This is a genomic window from Corallococcus caeni, assembly GCF_036245865.1.
Taxonomy (GTDB): Bacteria; Myxococcota; Myxococcia; order Myxococcales; family Myxococcaceae; genus Corallococcus; species Corallococcus caeni.
In genome coordinates this window covers 16,201-32,431 of sequence record NZ_BTTW01000011.1, presented here as the reverse complement: position 1 = coordinate 32,431, position 16,231 = coordinate 16,201, and the positions used below count along the sequence as shown (strand labels likewise).

Annotated in this window: 12 protein-coding genes and 1 pseudogene; 7 read left to right on the top strand and 6 right to left on the bottom strand. The window is 71.4% G+C overall.

Annotated features, from left to right (window positions below):
- Nucleotides 1-34: 34 nt before the first annotated feature.
- The 3 genes from AABA78_RS34380 to AABA78_RS34370 all read left to right on the top strand — a co-directional run bounded on the left by AABA78_RS34380 (nt 35) and on the right by AABA78_RS34370 (nt 4,459).
- Nucleotides 35-1,567 carry a sensor histidine kinase gene (locus AABA78_RS34380; protein ID WP_338269714.1) on the top strand — a complete coding sequence of 511 codons (1,533 nt, stop codon included), beginning with the start codon at nt 35-37 and terminating at the stop codon, nt 1,565-1,567.
- Nucleotides 1,564-2,940, top strand: coding sequence for a sigma-54-dependent transcriptional regulator (locus tag AABA78_RS34375; protein WP_338269713.1), 1,377 nt, complete (start codon nt 1,564-1,566; stop codon nt 2,938-2,940). Before AABA78_RS34380 ends, AABA78_RS34375 begins: the two co-directional genes overlap by 4 nt.
- 181 nt (nt 2,941-3,121) lie before the next feature.
- Nucleotides 3,122-4,459 (top strand): FAD-binding oxidoreductase, encoded by a 1,338-nt coding sequence (locus AABA78_RS34370; protein WP_338269712.1) that lies wholly within the window; start codon nt 3,122-3,124, stop codon nt 4,457-4,459.
- Nucleotides 4,460-4,462: 3 nt separating this feature from the next.
- On the opposite strand, the gene AABA78_RS34365 is transcribed toward AABA78_RS34370, so the two are convergent.
- From AABA78_RS34365 to AABA78_RS34355, 3 genes are all read right to left on the bottom strand, one after another.
- Nucleotides 4,463-5,851: a WS/DGAT/MGAT family O-acyltransferase gene (locus AABA78_RS34365; protein ID WP_338269711.1), complete on the bottom strand. Its 1,389-nt coding sequence runs from the start codon at nt 5,849-5,851 to the stop codon at nt 4,463-4,465.
- Between the two features lie 43 nt (nt 5,852-5,894).
- Nucleotides 5,895-6,707, bottom strand: coding sequence for a hypothetical protein (locus AABA78_RS34360; protein WP_338269710.1), 813 nt, complete (start codon nt 6,705-6,707; stop codon nt 5,895-5,897).
- A 94-nt stretch (nt 6,708-6,801) separates the two neighbouring features.
- On the bottom strand, nt 6,802-7,797 hold the full coding sequence (locus AABA78_RS34355) for a class I SAM-dependent methyltransferase (RefSeq protein WP_338269709.1): 996 nt from the start codon (nt 7,795-7,797) through the stop codon (nt 6,802-6,804).
- Nucleotides 7,798-8,172: 375 nt separating this feature from the next.
- Between AABA78_RS34355 and AABA78_RS34350 the strand changes: the two genes are divergently transcribed.
- A complete protein-coding gene (locus AABA78_RS34350) occupies nt 8,173-8,559 on the top strand; it encodes a hypothetical protein (protein ID WP_338269708.1) in 387 nt (128 codons plus the stop codon).
- An 89-nt stretch (nt 8,560-8,648) separates the two neighbouring features.
- Entirely contained in the window at nt 8,649-10,028 is a 1,380-nt protein-coding gene (locus tag AABA78_RS34345) for a hypothetical protein (protein ID WP_338269706.1), read from the top strand.
- A 16-nt stretch (nt 10,029-10,044) separates the two neighbouring features.
- Here the strand turns inward: AABA78_RS34345 and AABA78_RS34340 are convergent, their stop codons facing one another.
- Genes AABA78_RS34340 through AABA78_RS34330 form a run of 3 tightly spaced genes read right to left on the bottom strand, consistent with a single transcriptional unit; the run spans nt 10,045 to nt 13,705 of the window.
- Nucleotides 10,045-11,535, bottom strand: a complete 1,491-nt coding sequence (locus AABA78_RS34340) for an FAD-dependent monooxygenase (RefSeq protein WP_338269704.1) — start codon at nt 11,533-11,535, stop codon at nt 10,045-10,047.
- Between the two features lies 1 nt (nt 11,536).
- On the bottom strand, nt 11,537-12,568 hold the full coding sequence (locus tag AABA78_RS34335; protein WP_338269702.1) for a hypothetical protein: 1,032 nt from the start codon (nt 12,566-12,568) through the stop codon (nt 11,537-11,539).
- Between the two features lie 30 nt (nt 12,569-12,598).
- Entirely contained in the window at nt 12,599-13,705 is a 1,107-nt protein-coding gene (locus tag AABA78_RS34330; RefSeq protein ID WP_338269700.1) for a site-2 protease family protein, read from the bottom strand.
- A 210-nt stretch (nt 13,706-13,915) separates the two neighbouring features.
- Between AABA78_RS34330 and AABA78_RS34325 the strand changes: the two are divergent.
- A pseudogene (locus AABA78_RS34325) lies at nt 13,916-15,480 on the top strand (acyl-CoA carboxylase subunit beta).
- Nucleotides 15,481-15,611: 131 nt separating this feature from the next.
- Entirely contained in the window at nt 15,612-16,226 is a 615-nt protein-coding gene (locus tag AABA78_RS34320) for a hypothetical protein (protein ID WP_171420459.1), read from the top strand.
- Nucleotides 16,227-16,231: the final 5 nt, after the last annotated feature.

Here is a 16,231-nt window from a genome sequence, read left to right as displayed (position 1 = left end):
CACCTACCCGGGTGCCGAGCCACGAAGGCTCGCGATGACGGGCGCCATGTGGGTCAGCCTGCTGGCTTGCGCGGGGCAGCTTGCCCTTGCCGGCATCGCGCTCGCCCGAGTGGGAAAGAGCCCCCTCGCGCTGCCGCTGTCGCTCCTGTCCATCGCGCTGTCCTCCTGGAACTTCTCCGCCTTCGGGCTGGCGCGCTCTGGAGATTCCGGCTGGCGGTTGATGGGCTTCGCCGCGGCGCTGATGACGCTGCCGTGCGCGGTGCACTTCATCCTCGCGTTCGTGGGCCGCCGCCGCCGCTCCGCCTGGGCCATGTACGGCACCTACGCGGTGATGGGCGCGCTCGCGCTGACCATGCTCGTCGCCATGGGCGTGCCCGCGCTGGAGGAGCGCATCAACACCTTCGGCTTCGGGCTCGCGGTCGCCGTCGGCGTCATCCCCATCCTCACCACGGGCTTCGTGCTGCTCACGCGGCACCTGCGCCGCACGGGCTCGCAGGAGGAGCGGGCGCGAGCGGGCCTGGTGGTGCTGGGGCTCACGCTGCTCGTCGCGCTGCTGCTCACGGACCTGGCGGCGGACATGGCCCTGCCCGTGCCGAAGCTGGGCAACGTGGGCACGCTGCTGGGCCTGCCGGTGATGGCCATCGTGTCCCTGCGCTTCCAGCTCTTCGGACAGGACGCGCGCGCCACGAGCGCGGCCATGCACGCCGTCGTGCTCGCGCTGGTGGGCGTGCTGGCCTACCTCACCCTCTTCCGCGTCTTCGCCGCCGAGTCCGGGGCGCTCGTCGTGGGCACCACCGCCATCACCTTCGCGCTGCTCGCGGCGGCCCGGCGCGTCGTCACCGGCTTCGTCACCCAGCGCGAGCGCCTGGAGCAGCTGGCCACGCTGGGGCGCTTCTCCGCGCAGATGGCGCACGACCTGAAGAACCCCATCGCCGCGCTCAAGGGCGCCGCGCAGTACTTGAAAGAAGAGCACGCGCGCGGCCACTCCTGGGACGCGCACGGGGACTTCCTGGACCTGCTGCTGGAGCAGGTGGAGCGCCTGGACCGCGTGGCGGGCACGTACCAGCGCCTCGCGCGCGTGGAGCCGCTGCGCCGGCCGTTGGATTTGAACCGGCTGGTGGAGGGCGTGCTGTCGCTCCAGGCCTTCGCGACCCCGGGCGCGGTGGAGCTCCAGAAGGACCTCGCCCTCGGCTTGCCCGAGTGCGCGGGCGACGAGGACCTGCTCGCCAACGCGCTGGAGAACCTGGTGCGCAACGCCTTCGAGGCCATGCCCGCGGGCGGCACCCTCACCGTGCGCACGCGGCAGGACGGCGACGCGGTGGTGGTGGAGGTGCAGGACACCGGCAGCGGCATGGACGCGCGCACGCGCGAGCGCGCCTTCGACGACTTCTACACCACCAAGGCCACGGGCAGCGGCCTGGGCCTGGCCTTCGTGCGGCGCGTGGCGGAGGCGCACGGCGGCACCGCGTCCCTGACGAGCGGCGAGGGCCGTGGCACCATCCTCCGCCTGCGCCTGCCGGCAACGCCCGCCCCGGCGGCGCAGTCATCCGAGGGAGAAGCCGCGTGAGCGACGCACTGAAGGGCCACGTCCTGGTGGTCGACGATGATCCCGCGCTGCTCAAGGTGCTGGGCGCGCTGCTCACCCAGGCGGGCCTCACCCCGCACCCGGCGTCCAGCGCGAAGGACGCCCTGGCCCTGCTCGCGCGCCGGCCCATCGACGTGGTGCTGAGCGACGTGCGCATGCCGGGCATGAGCGGCATGGAGCTGCTCGCGGAGGTGGGGCGCGGCTGGCCGGACGTGCCCGTGCTGCTGATGACCGCGCACGGCACCGTGCCGCTGGCCGTGGAGGCGATGAAGGCGGGCGCGGCGGACTTCGTGCTCAAGCCCTTCGACCGCGAGGAGCTCCTCTTCACGCTGAAGAAGGCGCTGCTCCAGGCGAGCCACACGCCCGAACCCGCGCGCGCCGGGGGCAAGGCGCTGGACGGCCTGCTGATGGGCTCAAGCCGCGCGATGACGGAGGTGAAGGCCCTGCTGGTGAAGGCCGCCCAGGGCACCGCCACGGTGCTGCTCCGCGGCGAGTCCGGCACCGGCAAGGAGCTGGCCGCGCGCGCCCTGCACGAGGGCAGCCCCCGGCGCGCGGGGCCGTTCGTGAAGCTGCACTGCGCGGCGCTCCCGGACACGCTCCTGGAGAGCGAGCTGTTCGGCTACGAGAAGGGCGCCTTCACCGGCGCGGCGACGCGCAAGCCCGGCCGCGTGGAGCTGGCGCACGGCGGCACGCTGTTCCTGGACGAGATTGGCGACGTGTCCCCCGCCGTGCAGGTGAAGCTCCTGCGCGTGCTCCAGGAGCGCGAGTTCGAACGGCTGGGCGGCACGCAGACCGTGAAGGTCGACGTGCGCTTCGTCGCGGCCACGCACCAGGCGCTGGAGGACGGCGTGCGCCGGGGCACCTTCCGCGAGGACCTCTTCTACCGGCTCAACGTGGTGCCCCTCTGGCTGCCCACGCTGCGTGAGCGGCCGGAGGACATCGCGCTGCTCGCCCGCCACTTCCTGGACGTGCACGCCAGGACCAACGGCCGGCCGCCCTTCAGCTTGAGCGACGACGGGCTGCGCGCGCTCCAGGCCCAGCCGTGGCCCGGCAACGTGCGCCAATTGCAGAACTTCCTGGAGCGGCTGGTGGTGCTCTCCGACGGGCCCGTGCTCACCGGCGCGGACGTGGCGCGGGAGCTGTCGCGCCAGCCGGGAATCGCGCCGCCGCCCGTCGCCGCGCCGCTGCCTCCGTCCGACTCCGTCACGCTGGAGTCACGGCGCAAGGACGTGGAGAAGGAGGCGCTGGTGGATGCGCTGAAGCGCGCGGGCGACAACCGCACGCTGGCGGCGCGGCTGCTCGGGGTCAGCCGGCGCACGCTCTACAACAAGCTGGAGGAGCACGGCCTGTCGTAGGGGTGGCGGGAGGCCGGCCCTCTGAAGCCCGGGCCGTGTCTTCACGGAGCGCTTCCGTGTACGAACCGGACTTCCAGGTTTATGCTGCTTCGCGCTCGTACTCCCTCGACGTGGCACCGCACCTCACTCGAGTCCCCCTCCCGACCCGCAAGGGTTGGCTGACACGAAGGAGCAACGCCCCATGACCCAGACCCTCGCCAGCCGCGTGAGCGGCCCCGTCTACACCCCCAGCGACGCGGGCTATGGCCCGGAGTGCGCCGGCTTCAACGTGCTGGTCCAGCACACGCCGCAGTACGTGGTGGCGGTGAAGTCCACGCAGGACGTGGCGGAGGCCCTCCGCTTCGCGCGGGAGAACCGCCTGCCCGTCGCGGTGCAGGCCACGGGGCACGGGACGTACGCGTCCGTCACCTCCGGCGTGCTCCTCTCCACGAAGGCGCTGAACCAGGTGAGCATCGACGCGGCGGCGCGCACGGCCACCATCGGCGCGGGCGCGCGCTGGGAGCCGGTCATCGCGGAGGCCGCGAAGCACGGCCTGGCGCCCGTCGCCGGCTCGTCCACGAACGTGGGCGTGGTGGGCTACCTGCTGGGCGGCGGCCTGGGGCCCCTCGTCCGCAGCCACGGCGTCAGCTCCGACTACGTCGTGGGCTACACGGTCGTCACCAGCGACGGAGAGACGGTCCAGGCGAGCGCCGCGCACCACCCGGACCTGTTCTGGGCGCTGCGCGGCGGCAAGGGCGGCTTCGGCATCGTGACGGAGGTGAAGCTCAAGCTGGTGGAGCTGCGCTCGCTGTACGCGGGCAGCCTCTTCTTCGAGGAGCAGCACATCGAGGCCGTGCTGCGCGGCTGGGTGAAGTGGACGTCGGAGGCGGACGCGCGCGTGTCCACGAGCATCGCCGTCATGCGCTTCCCGCCGTTCGACTTCATCCCGCCCCCGCTGCGCGGCCGCACGGTCATCAACCTGCGCTTCGCGTACCCGGGCTCCGTCGAGGACGGCGCGAAGCTCGCGGCGCCCCTGCGCGCGCTGGCCCCTGTCTACCTGGACATGCTGGGCGAGTTGCCCGCGTCCCAGATGGCGCGCATCCACAATGAGCCGGATCAGCCCACCCCCGTGTGGACCAACGGCATGATGCTGACCCACGTGGACCAGGACTTCGCGGCCACGGTGCTGCGCCACGTGGGCGCGGGCGTGCAGACGCCGTACTTCATGCTGGAGATCCGCCACCTGGGCGGCGCCAGCTGGAGGGACGTGGCGGGCGGCTCGGCGGTGGGCGGCCGCGGCGGCAACTTCATCATCGGCCTGGTGGGCATGCACCCGCCGCTGTTCGACACGGTGCTCCCCGGCGCCACGCAGGGCCTGCGCGCGGAGCTGAAGCCGTGGCTGTCGCCGGAGATGACCATCAACTTCATGGGCAAGGTCCAGTCCGCGGAGCACTTCGACAGCGCGTGGCCGGACGCCATCCGCGCGAAGCTCAAGGACGTGCGCGGCAAGTACGACCCGAGCAAGCTCTTCGCGAAGTAGGGCTCAGGGGACCGTCGTCTCCAGCGCGGCCAGCTCCTCCTGGAACGCGGAGACGAGGGCCCCCGGGTCCGGGACGCGTGACGCATCCGAGGCCACGCCCACGGTCACCTGCCCCGCGTAGCTGAAGAGGCTCACCCCCAGGCCCACGTGGCCGGCCTGGGGGACCCAGAACGTGAGTCCCTCCAGCCGGGTGCCCGCGAGCGCCACCGGCTGGCGGGGCCCGGGCACGTTGGTGGCGACGAGCGACGCCTTGGTGCCCATCACGTCCACGACGGCGCGCTCCAGCGCCGCGGGCGTGTGGCCCAAGAGCTCCAGCATGCCCGACGTCAGCACGGCCTCCGGCGAGCGCTTGAGGTGCTCCATCCGCTTGGCCACCTCGCGGAGCCGGCGGCGGGGCTCCGCCAGGTGCACGGGGAGCCGCAGGAACACCACGCCGAAGCGGTTGCCCAGCTCGCGCGGCACCGGCGCGTCCAGCGGCCGCAGGTTCACCGGCACCAGCGCGTGCACGTCCTCCAGCGGCGCGTCCCGCGTGGCCAGGTAGCGCCGCAGCGCGCCCGTCACCGCCGTGAGCAGCACGTCGTTCACCGTGCCGCCCAGGGCGCGGCCCACCGCCTTCACCCGCTCCAGCGCGATGGGCTCCGACCACGCGGCCCGCTTCCGGGTGCCCAGCGGTCCGCGCAGCGGAGAGCGCGGGTCGGGAGGCAGCACCAGCAGCTTGCCCAGCGCCGCCGCGCCCTTCGCGCCCTCGCGCACGAGGTCCCCCGCGAGGATGGGCTCGCGCACCAACTCCGCGCCCTTGCGCAGCGCCGAGCGTGCGCTCCGGGCGAGCCGCATCCATCCCGGAGCCTGGGGCTGCCGAGCCGCTTCGGCCGGAGCGCCTTCACTCCAGACCTCCGGGGCCTCCGTGCTCTCGGGGGTCCCCGCCGCGTCCACCGGATCCGTGAGCGACAGCAGCACCCGCGCCAGCGCGATGCCGTCCGCCATGCAGTGGTGCAGCCGCGCGAGCAGCACGTCGCCGCCCCGCGCGCCGTGCACCAGGTGGAACTGCCACAGCGGACGCGAGCGCTCCAGCGGCACGCCCATCCAGTCCCCGACGAGCGCCTCCAGCCCCGCGAGTCCCGTCGACGCCGGCACGCGCAGCGTGGACAGGTGCTCCTCCAGCTTGAAGTCCGGAGCGTCCTCCCAGTGCGGCGCGCCCAGGGGCCCGGGCACCACCCGCTGCCGGAAGCGCGGGTAGCGCTCCACCAGCCGCTCCCGCAGCACCGTGAGCAGCCGCTCGCGGTCCACGGCGCCGTCGAACCACAGCACCGCGGTGATCATCATCAAATTCGCGGGCTCCTCCATCTGGAGCCACGCCGCGTCCATGCTCGCCATCCGCTCGCGGCCTGCCATGGCGTCCTTCTCACCCGTGCGCCCCGTGGGGGCAAGGTCCTCCTCAAGGCTTGGGTTGAGGCTCCGGCGCTTCCTGCTTCTCCCGTTCGAACTGGAACGTCTGCCGCGTGGCGCCCGGCACCGTGAGCACCAGCGAGTCCTTCTCCTCGATGGCGTACGTGAACTCGCCACCCTTGAACTTGCCGCTGGCCAGGGGCACCACGCGCTCCTTGCCGCACACCGGGCCCACGGCCTGCCCGTCCTGCGTGCGCAGCGCCAGGTGCTTCTTGTCCTTCACCTCCTTCACCTCCACCCTGCCCCACGCGCGCACGTCCAGCGTGCTGCCGCGCCCGAGCGTCGCGTCATCCAGCTTCGTGCGCAGCACGAAGCACCCGTCGGGGGTCAACTGGAGCGCCCGCGCGTAGTCGGACCGGGGCTGCACGTCGATGCGCTCCTCCCGGCCCTGGTCCACGTCCGGGATGCTCGCCGCGGACAGCACCCACGTGCCCACCAGCTCCTTGGGGACCGGGGTGCCCCTGGGGGCCTTGTCGCCCTCGCACGGGTTGGCCACCAGCTTCTCCGGGCTCTTGGGCGCGGGCTCGAAGGACTTCTGGCAGGTGAGCCCGCACGACTTCGCCGCGCACGCCGTGTCGTCCGGCGCGCAGGCCGCCTTGCTGGTGCAGGCCTTCAGCCGCTTGAGCGCGTCCTCGCACCCTTCGCGCAGGCACTTGTCGACGCACTCCGCGTCGATGCACTCCGACACGCAGACCCAGTTGGTGCGGCCGCACACGCCCGCCACGGTGCGCGGAGCCTGGGCCGCCGCGGGCAGCGCGGCGGCGGACACGAGGAGCAGGACGAGGAGCCGGTACGGTCGCATGTGGAGTGCAAGCTAGGCAGTGCGCCCACCTGCGGCGACACCCGGCGGCGGCAAGGCTGTCCACCGGGCATCACTCCAGGCTCCGGCACTGCCGTCAGGTGAACTGCCACCGCCAGGTGCGCGGGTCGGACGGATTGGGCAGCTCCAGTTCGAAGTCCAGCGTGTCGTAGCGGCTGAACTCGCGGGGCTCCACGCGCAGCAGCGTCATCGCCGTGGTGTTGCGCTCGCGCAGCGGGGACACGTCGAAGGCCAGCTCCGCGTCGAAGGCGACCTTGTAGAACAGGCAGAAGCCGTCCACCCGCCCGTCCTCCTCCACCGGCCGCCGGATGTGCACGCGCGAAGGCAGCGCGTCCGCGCGCATCGTCTCCAGGTCGAACCCGAACGCGGGCTCCGGCTCGCACAGCAGGTGGTCCACCTCGTAGGAGCGGACCAGGCGCGTGAAGTACGACGGGCTCATCGCCTCGCGCAGGGACTGGAGGCAGCGGAAGTCCACGTGGGGCAGGTGCTGCGTCCAGATGAACGGGACGCACGCCTCCTCGCGAAGCTGCACCGGCTCCACGAAGACCTCGAAGCGGTTGGGGAGGATGCGGCCCCCCGGCTTGAGCAGCCGCGAGCGCAAATCCAGCATCCGCGGCACCAGCCCCGCGTCCAGCAGCGCATCCCCCAGAAGCTCGTGAAGCAGCACGTCCGCCTTCTCCGGCGGCTGGAAGTGCCAGGTGGGCTCGCGCACGAAGGCGATGCGGTCCAGGCCGTTGCGGCGGGCCACCCACTGCGTGGTGTCCAGCAGGCGCGAGTCATCCACCGCGTACAGCTTGCGAGGCTGCTGGTGCGCGGCCAGGAAGGTGCGCAGGCCGGTGCCGGTCTTCACGTCCACCACCACCTGGTTGGGGCGCACGTAGCGCTCCACCGCGCGGCGCCACATCTCCACGCGCTGCGGGTCCGCCAGCACCGAGTCCTGCGGCGCGGGGCTGGACAGGGCCAGGCTGTTGGGCGCGTGCCGCCGGTGCAGGTGGGACACGAGCGGCAGGTGGCTGAGACGCGAGCGCAAATCCATCAACGCCTGACGCGGCAGGTCGAGCAGGTTCGACATGGATGGCTTCCCCCCGGAAGGCCGTGACGGTTCCGGCAAGGACGCGGCCGACGACCCCGCCCCCCGGAACCAGGACTCCGAACGATGCGGGAAATCCGGGGTCCGGCCCAATCCGTCCCCGGGGCCACCCACTGTCCCCGGGAAGACATCCGCCCCCGCCCCCCGTCCCCGAGCCACGCGGGACCCCTTCCGACAATTCCCTCAAAGCAGACCTGACGGAGGTGTCCGCGCATGACAGTTCGAACGTCCCTCGGGGCCGTCAAGAAAGCAGGACCAAGGCGTTTTTCCAGCAAAGCCTCCAGCCCGCGCGGGGTGCGGAGGCCCGACGCCGGTCATGCCCGAGGACGGACCCTGGTCCTGGAAGAGGGGGCGCTGATGCTGCAAGCGATGGAGTCGCGGACACAGGGTGGGCCCGAGCCCGTGGGCACCGGCGGGGCGCGGTGGGAGGCGCAGCCGTGGCGGCGCCAGCTCCAGGACGGGCGGTCGCGCGAGCACCGGGTGCCCAGGTCCGCGCTGGTGGCGGCGCTGCTGGCGGAGGGCTGCGCGGTGGAGGCTGACGTGGCGCGCTTCGCGGGGGTGCTGGAGGACCGGGCGTCGCTGAGCATCGGGCAGGTGCTGCGCTTCGTGGACAGCGTGCGGGTGCGCATGGCGCTGGCGTGCACGGACGACGAGGTGCTGCAGCTGGCCTACCTGCGCCGCAACGCGGAGGAGCTGGCGGAGCGGATGATTGACTGGGCCAACACGGGGCGGCTGCCCGCGTAGGGCGGGCGGGGCGCCTTGCGGACGTTGGTGGTGGGCGTCCCGGGTGGGAGTGCCTTGACAGGGACGGTGGGGCGCTTTCAGGTGGGGGCATGCTCGCCCTCGCTCTTGCCGCCACGCTGGCGGCCGCACCCGCGCCTCGCGTCGCCGCCTCGACGGTGACGGTCCTCCACATCCCCCAGCTCGACCAGGTGCAGGGGTTGAACGCGTTCCTGACGCGGGCGGGGGCGTACTCGCAGATGCTGAGCCCGGCGTCGTGGAGCGGCGAGCTGCACCCCATCCTCCAGCTGGACCTCTCGAAGCCGGAGGCGCTGGAGGCGCTGGGCATCGACGCGACGGGGCCGCTGTCCGTGTCCATGCGGCAGGACGGCCGCATCGCGTGCACGCGGGTGAAGGACCCGAAGGTGTTCCAGGAAGCGGCCGCGAACGTGCTCGCGCGCAACGGCGACGTGAGGGCGGGCACGGTGAAGGGCGTGACGACGCTGCGCGCACCCAGCGCCACGGGAGGCTTCGGGGGCTACGTCATCAAGGGCCAGGAGGCCTGCGCCTTCCTGAGCACGGACTCCGACGAAGCGCTCCGCAAGGAGGCCGCGAAGCTGGTGGCGCTCAAGGCTCCGGCGGCGGACGCGCGGATGGCCACGCTGCCGGGGGTGCTGTTCGTGTCCACGAAGGACGGCGTGGTGGCGCTGGACGGCACGGCGACGGGGCTGAAGGTGGAGGGCACGGCGACGAAGCTGCCCCTGCCGCCCTTCCAGGCCAGGGGCACCAGCCCCTACGGCGCCATGGCACCCGCGGGACTGCTGTTCGCGCGCGCGCAGGTGGCGCCGACGGGCGTGGCGCAGGCGGTGGAGTCCGTGGCGGGCGCGGTGCGGTCGGTGTGTCCCGCGTGCCCCGCCGACGACGTGAAGGCGGTGACGGACGCGCTGGCGAAGCAGATGACGGGGCAGGTGTTGTTCGGGGTGGACTCGGTGGCGGTGAAGGGGTCGCTGCGCAAGCCGGAGGTGCGCTTCTTCGCGGCGAAGCAGGCGCTGGCGGCGGAGGTGACGGACGCGGCGGCGGTGAAGGCGGCGCTGGCCCCGCTGGCGAAGTTCCCCGGCGTGAAGGCGCTGGAGGACGGCTACGCGATGGAGGCCAAGGGCGGCAGCGTCTACGTGCGGCTCAAGGGCAAGCAGCTCGTCTTCGGCAACGACTCCACGGTGACGCAGGCGATGCTCGCGGCGCTGCCGGAGAAGGGCGGGCCGCTGAAGCGCGCGGTGGAGTTCACGTTGGATCCGAAGAAGGTGGCGCGCGGCCTGTCCCAGGTGTCGCTGATGGACGTGATGGGAGACCAGCAGCTGGCCGCGTTCTTCGGCGCGAGCACGGAACTGGGCCCCCTGCTCGCGAAGAGCGACAGCATCACCGGCTGGCTGGACAGCGCGCCCAATGGCTCGCACCGCTTCCAGCTGAACTGGTCGCTGCCGGAGAAGAACTGAAGGGCCGTGCTGCTTGTCAGCCGCGGCGCGCGAACCACCTCGCCGCGGCGTCCGTGACTTCCTCGGGCTGGGAAGTTGTATCGCTCGCCCAGGCGACGAACCCATCCGGCCGCACGAGCAGCGCGCTCACTCCACGGCGCTCCCTGGCGTCGCCAGCCACATACCGGACCTGCTCGCCCCAATGGCCATCCAGCGCCTGGAGCGGCGCTTCACGGCCGAAGTCCAACAGCAGACCGCGTCCATCCCGAAGCAGCGTGCCGAGCCTCGTTCCATCCTCCAGCTCGAAGTCCGGGCAGCTGCGGCCCACCAGCGGGTGTTCCTCGCCGAGGCCGTAGCGAATGGACACACCCCAGACACGCTCCGCGAAGTAGGTCGCGCCGTCGCGCGTGTCGATGAGGTCGCGGAGGATGGCTTCGAGCGCGCGGGAAGCAGGCTGGGGTCGCATCAACGCGACCTGGGCCCGCGACCAATCCAGGATGCGCGCCCCCACCGGGTGCCGCTCCAGGGTGTAGCTGTCGAGCAAACCCTCGGGGGCATCCCCCCGGAGGGTCGCGGCGAGCTTCCACCCCAGGTTCATCGCGTCGCCAAGTCCCAGGTTCAAGCCCTGGCCGCCCAGCGGTGAATGAATGTGCGCGGCGTCGCCCGCCAGCAACACCCGTCCCTTGCGGTAGGTCGTTGCCTGATACGCGCGGTCGGTCCAGGTCGTGGCGACATGCATCGCCTTGACGGTCACGTCCGTGCAGGACACGCGTCGAAGGACCGCCTGCACGTGCTCGAGCGTGATGGGTTGGGTGCGATGGAACGCGCCGCCGTCGAAGTCGGCCATCGCGATCACCCCGGGCTGCCCCTGGGTGTACATGCCGGTCGGCGTGTAATGACGGCCCGGCCGGAGCTTCTCCGGATCCGCGACCTCCACGTGGACCGAGTACCCCGTGAACTCAGGCTCGGTCCCGACGAACTCGAAGCCCCCCTGCTTGCGGACGATGCTGCGGCCGCCGTCGCACCCCACGAGCCAGCGCGCGCGAAACCGCTGCCCACCGGCACGGACGGTGACTTCATCTTCCGAAGCCTCGAAGCCTTCGACCTCCTGGCCGCGCTGGATCTCGACCCCGAGGGCGAGCGCATGAGCGGCGAGGACGCGCTCGAGCTGCTCCATCTCGCTCCCGAACTGGGTGTCGGCCGGCCCCGGGAGCCGGTACGTCCACCGCGACGAATCGATGTGGCTGAAGTCGAACGGGATGCCCGCGAAGTGGCCCGCCGGCCCGCGGAGGTTGGCCGCGGTTCGCGGCGCGAGTTGCTCCAGCAGTCCGCGCCGGTAGAACGCTTCGATGCTCGGACCCCAGAGGCCTCGCCTTCCAAACGGGAACCGCTTCAGGGGTGAGTGCGGATCCTCCAGGCGTTCAAGCACCAGCACGGAGCGCTTCGCGAGCCGCAGCTCGCAGGCGAGGAACAGGCCGACCGGCCCGCCCCCCGCGATGATCACGTCGTAGACCACGGCGTCCGCCACCCTACGCCTCCCGGATCGTCACCGTGTGGGAGAGCTGGCCCTTGGTGCACGTCCACACGACCTTGTTCGCCTTCTCGATGCTGCTGGACTGGTGCGCCTGCACGCGCAGGTCCACCAGGCGGTAGTTCAGGATGTCACCCAGCGCCTCCGCGTTGCGCTCCAGCGACTCCGCGAACTCCGCATCCGTCGCGGCGATGCCCTCCGCCAGCTGCAGGAACTCATGGCGGAAGGACTCCTGGAGCTCGGCGGAGGTCACGTTCTCGTCGGAGACCTCGTCCTCCTTCAAGGCATACACGCTGGTGAAGCACATGCTCCAGAGCGGCATCGGCTCCGTCGAGTCCAGGTTGCTCCAGAACGCGTAGCCGCGCGCGTACTGGTTGCGCGCCAGCTCCTCCGCCTGCTTGAGCCTGAACTTGCGCAGCTGGCTTTGCTCCAGATTGGCCTTGAGGTGCCCGGAGTCCCCGATGCTGACCGGGGTGAAGTTCGCCTTGAGGGTGAAGTCCGGAAGCTTCTTGCGCAGCAGCCGGGCCAGCTGACCGGCCATGCTGTCCTCCACGTCGCTGTCCTGGGTGACGCGGTCCGCGTAGCCGGTCTTGGGCCTCGCGGCGAAGCAGACGCACAGGGAGAGGGTCCATTGGATCCACTGTCCCTGGAGCGCGGAGGTGATGCGCTGGACGTGCTCGGCGATGCGCTCGTTCGCCACGCCGAGCATCGTGCCGCTCGCGCCGCCCTGGACGATGCCGCGGTTCTCGTTGAACTGACCGTGACCCGCGATGAGGATCTTCACCTGGCTGGTGCGGATGCTCGAAAGCCGCCCCTTGATGAACTGGATGGCGTCGTGGAGCGCCTTGAGGGGCTGCCTCATGTCGCAGACGAAGCCGACGGGCTCCGTGGCCCTGTACGCGTTGAAGTACTTGGTCCCATGGGCGGCCCGGGCCTTCGCCGTCACGTACCCCTTCAGGTGGGGCGTCATGACGCTGGACAGCTGGGTCTCCAGCGCCGAGTAATCCAGAACGATGTACGCGTCCTTCATGGGCGCCAGGATACAGGAACGCCCCGGTCCCTACGCCGTCCGCTCGCGCGGCCACCCCGTCCGCGACCCGTTGCGCTCCGCCGCCTCCGCCCGCGTGAGGCCCCGCTGGATGTCATTCCAGCCCAGCGTCCCCGCGAGCAGCCCCTCCTCGTCCACCACCGCCACCAGCGGCACGCCCGCCTCCGCCATCCTCCGCAGTGCCGTCCATCCGTCCTCGGAGAGCTCCGCCACCACGCCGTCCTCCATCGCGTCGCGCACCATGTAGCCCCCACGCTGCGCCTCCGGCACCGCCTGCACCGCCGCCCACGTCACGTGCCCCACCGGTCGCCCCGCGCTCGTCACCGGCAGCATGCCCAGGTGCTCGCGCCTCATGGCCTGGTGCGCGTCCTGCATCGACAGGTCCAGGTCCACGCCCACCATCCGGGGCGTCATCAGCGCCTCCACCCGCTCGCGCTCCAGCAGCGCCTTCATCCGCACCTGCCGCGACTCCCCTTCCGCGCCCATCAACACGAAGAAGGCGACCACCAGCGTGAACGGGTTCAGCGTCACCAGGCCCCACACGCCGAACGCCACCGCGAACACCCGCCCCAGCCCCGCCGCCACCTTCGTCGCGCGCACCATGCCCAGCCGGGGCGTCAGCGCCGCGCGCACGATGCGCCCCCCGTCCATGGGGAACGCCGGCAGCAGGTTGAACACCCCCAGCACCGCGTTGAGCATCGCCAGCGTGAAGAGCGCGAACTGCACCTGGAACAGCCCCAGGCCGTGCACCCCCCACGTCAACACGCCCAGGAGCGTCGCCAGGCCCAGGCTCGTCAGCGGCCCCACCAGCGCCATCAGGGCCTCGTCCCGGGGACGCTTGGGCACCTCCGCCAGCTCCGACACGCCCCCGACGATCATCAGCGTGATGCCGTGCACCTCACCGCCATGCCGGAGCGCGTAGAAGGTGTGCGCCATCTCGTGCAGCAGCACGGACAGGAACAGCCCCACCGCCACCGCCAGCCCCCACGCCCACGGGTGCCCGCCCAGCGCGGCCGGTGGCACGTCCGCCGTCTCCGCCGCCTGCTGGAGCGCCGCGCTGAACGACAGCGCCAGCAGCGGCAGCGCCACCAGCAGGGAGAAATGGACCCGGATGGGCACCCCCCGGAACGCTCCCACCCGCAGTGTCCCCGGCCTCGCACGCATCGCCAGCCTCCCTGGTCCCCCGCGCCTGCCCCGGACGCGGTGTCGGAAATCCTGAACTTCCGTCCCGTCTCCACCGCGTGCACCCGGGGCATGGCCGTCCGTCCCCCCCTCCAGAGGCAAGGGAAGCGCTGCCACCGACTTCCAATCGTGTTAGAGCGCCGTCCCATGGCCACGACCCCCGAGAACGATCCCTTGCGCGCACGGCTCCAGCAGATGGAGCAGCAGGCCGAGCAGGGCGGCGGTGCCGACCGCATCGCCAAGCAGCACGAGGCCGGCAAGCTCACGGCCCGCGAGCGCATCGACCTGCTCCTCGACCCCGGCTCCTTCAGCGAGCTGGACAAGTTCGTCACCCACCGCAGCCACGACTTCGGCATGGGCGACAAGAAGATTCTGGGCGACGGCGTCGTCACCGGCTACGGCACGGTGGAGGGCCGCCAGGTCTTCGTCTTCGCCCAGGACTTCACCGTCTTCGGCGGCTCGCTCTCCGGCGCCTACGCCCAGAAGATCTGCAAGATCATGGACCTGGCCACCCGCGTGGGCGCGCCGGTCATCGGGCTCAACGACTCCGGCGGCGCGCGCATCCAGGAAGGCGTGGAGAGCCTGGCCGGCTACGCGCGGACATCTTCCTGCGCAACACGCTGGCGTCCGGCGTCGTCCCCCAGATTTCGCTCATCCTGGGGCCGTGCGCGGGCGGCGCGGTGTACTCGCCCGCCATCACGGACTTCATCATGATGGTGAAGGACACGTCGTACATGTTCATCACCGGCCCGGACGTCATCAAGACGGTGACGCACGAGGAGGTCTCCAAGGAGTCCCTGGGCGGCGCGCTCACGCACAACCAGAAGTCCGGCGTGGCCCACTTCGCCGCGGAGAACGAGCAGGCCGCCATCGCGATGACGCGCGAGCTGCTCTCGTACCTGCCCTCCAACAACCAGGAGGACCCGCCCGCCCAGCCGTGCGAGGACGACCCGTTCCGCGCCGAGGAGTCGCTGAAGACCATCGTCCCGGCGAACCCGAACAAGCCCTACGACATCAAGGAGATCATCCGCGCCATCGTGGACTCCAAGCACTTCTTCGAGGTGCAGGAGCACTTCGCGAAGAACATCGTCGTCGGCTTCGCGCGCATGAACGGCAAGAGCGTGGGCATCGTCGCCAACCAGCCCGCGGTGCTCGCCGGCTGCCTGGACATCGACGCCAGCGTGAAGGCCGCGCGCTTCGTGCGCTTCTGCGACTGCTTCAACATCCCCCTGCTCACCCTGGTGGACGTGCCCGGCTTCCTCCCCGGCACCGACCAGGAGTGGGGCGGCATCATCACCCACGGCGCCAAGCTGCTCTACGCGTACGCGGAAGCCACCGTCCCGAAGATCACGCTCATCACCCGCAAGGCCTACGGCGGCGCGTACGACGTCATGGCGTCCAAGCACATCCGCGCGGACATCAACTACGCCTACCCCACCGCGGAGATCGCCGTGATGGGCCCGGAGGGCGCGGTGAACATCATCTTCCGCAACGAGCTGCTCAAGGCCCAGGACGCCAACGCCGAGCGCAAGAAGCTCACGGACGACTACCGCGACAAGTTCGCCAACCCGTTCAAGGCGGCGGAGCTGGGCTACATCGACGAGGTCATCCGCCCGGAGGAGACCCGCGCCAAGGTCATCCGCGCGCTGGAGATGCTCAAGGACAAGCGGCAGGAGAACCCGCCCCGCAAGCACGGCAACATCCCTCTGTAGAAGTAGTCCCGGAGAAGTCCGGCGCCCGCCCGCGGGCCTCCCGCCGTCTGGAGAGCAGGCGGGCGTCGCTTCTTCCGGAAATTCTGAGGTAACGCCGGGGCTTTCACGGGGCCACTCAAGGAGCCCCCCACGTGTCCCAGCAGCGCCGACTCGTCCTGTTCCTCTCCGACGTCGAAGGAAACCTCACCGCCCTGCGTCAGACGCTGAAGGGCGTGTGCGAGGGGCTGGACCTGCCCACGCCGGAGGTCAAGTGGGTGGAGTCCCGTCCGGAAGCCCTGGCCGACTGTGGCTGGCACGTGGCGGAGATTCCCCTGGTCTCCGGCAAGACGTCCGGCAAGGTGTCCTCCCCCGAGGAGCACCTGGACGCCATGACGCAGGCCCTCTCCAAGGACTTCCGCGACCGTTCCATGGGCATGTACGTGGACCGGGAGCACAGCTACGCGCGCGTCTGCATGGCCGCCCCCAGCCGTCCGCCGCGCGCCATGGAAGGCGAGTACCTGGACGTGCTGCGCCAGGCCGCGCGCTGGCTGGACGTGGAGACGACGGCCCTGGCCCGGCTCTTCAGCGGGAATGCGGCGCGCAACCTGCTGGCCGCCGCGGTGGACTTCGGGCCGGACGGCAAGCCCGTGGAGGCCCCCGCGCACCCCGCCACGCCCCCGGAGCCGGACGAGGACGACCGCTTCGTGGAAGCGAAGCTCGCCCAGGCGAAGCAGCTGATGGATGAGTACCTGAACCTGCGCAAGTAGGGGCA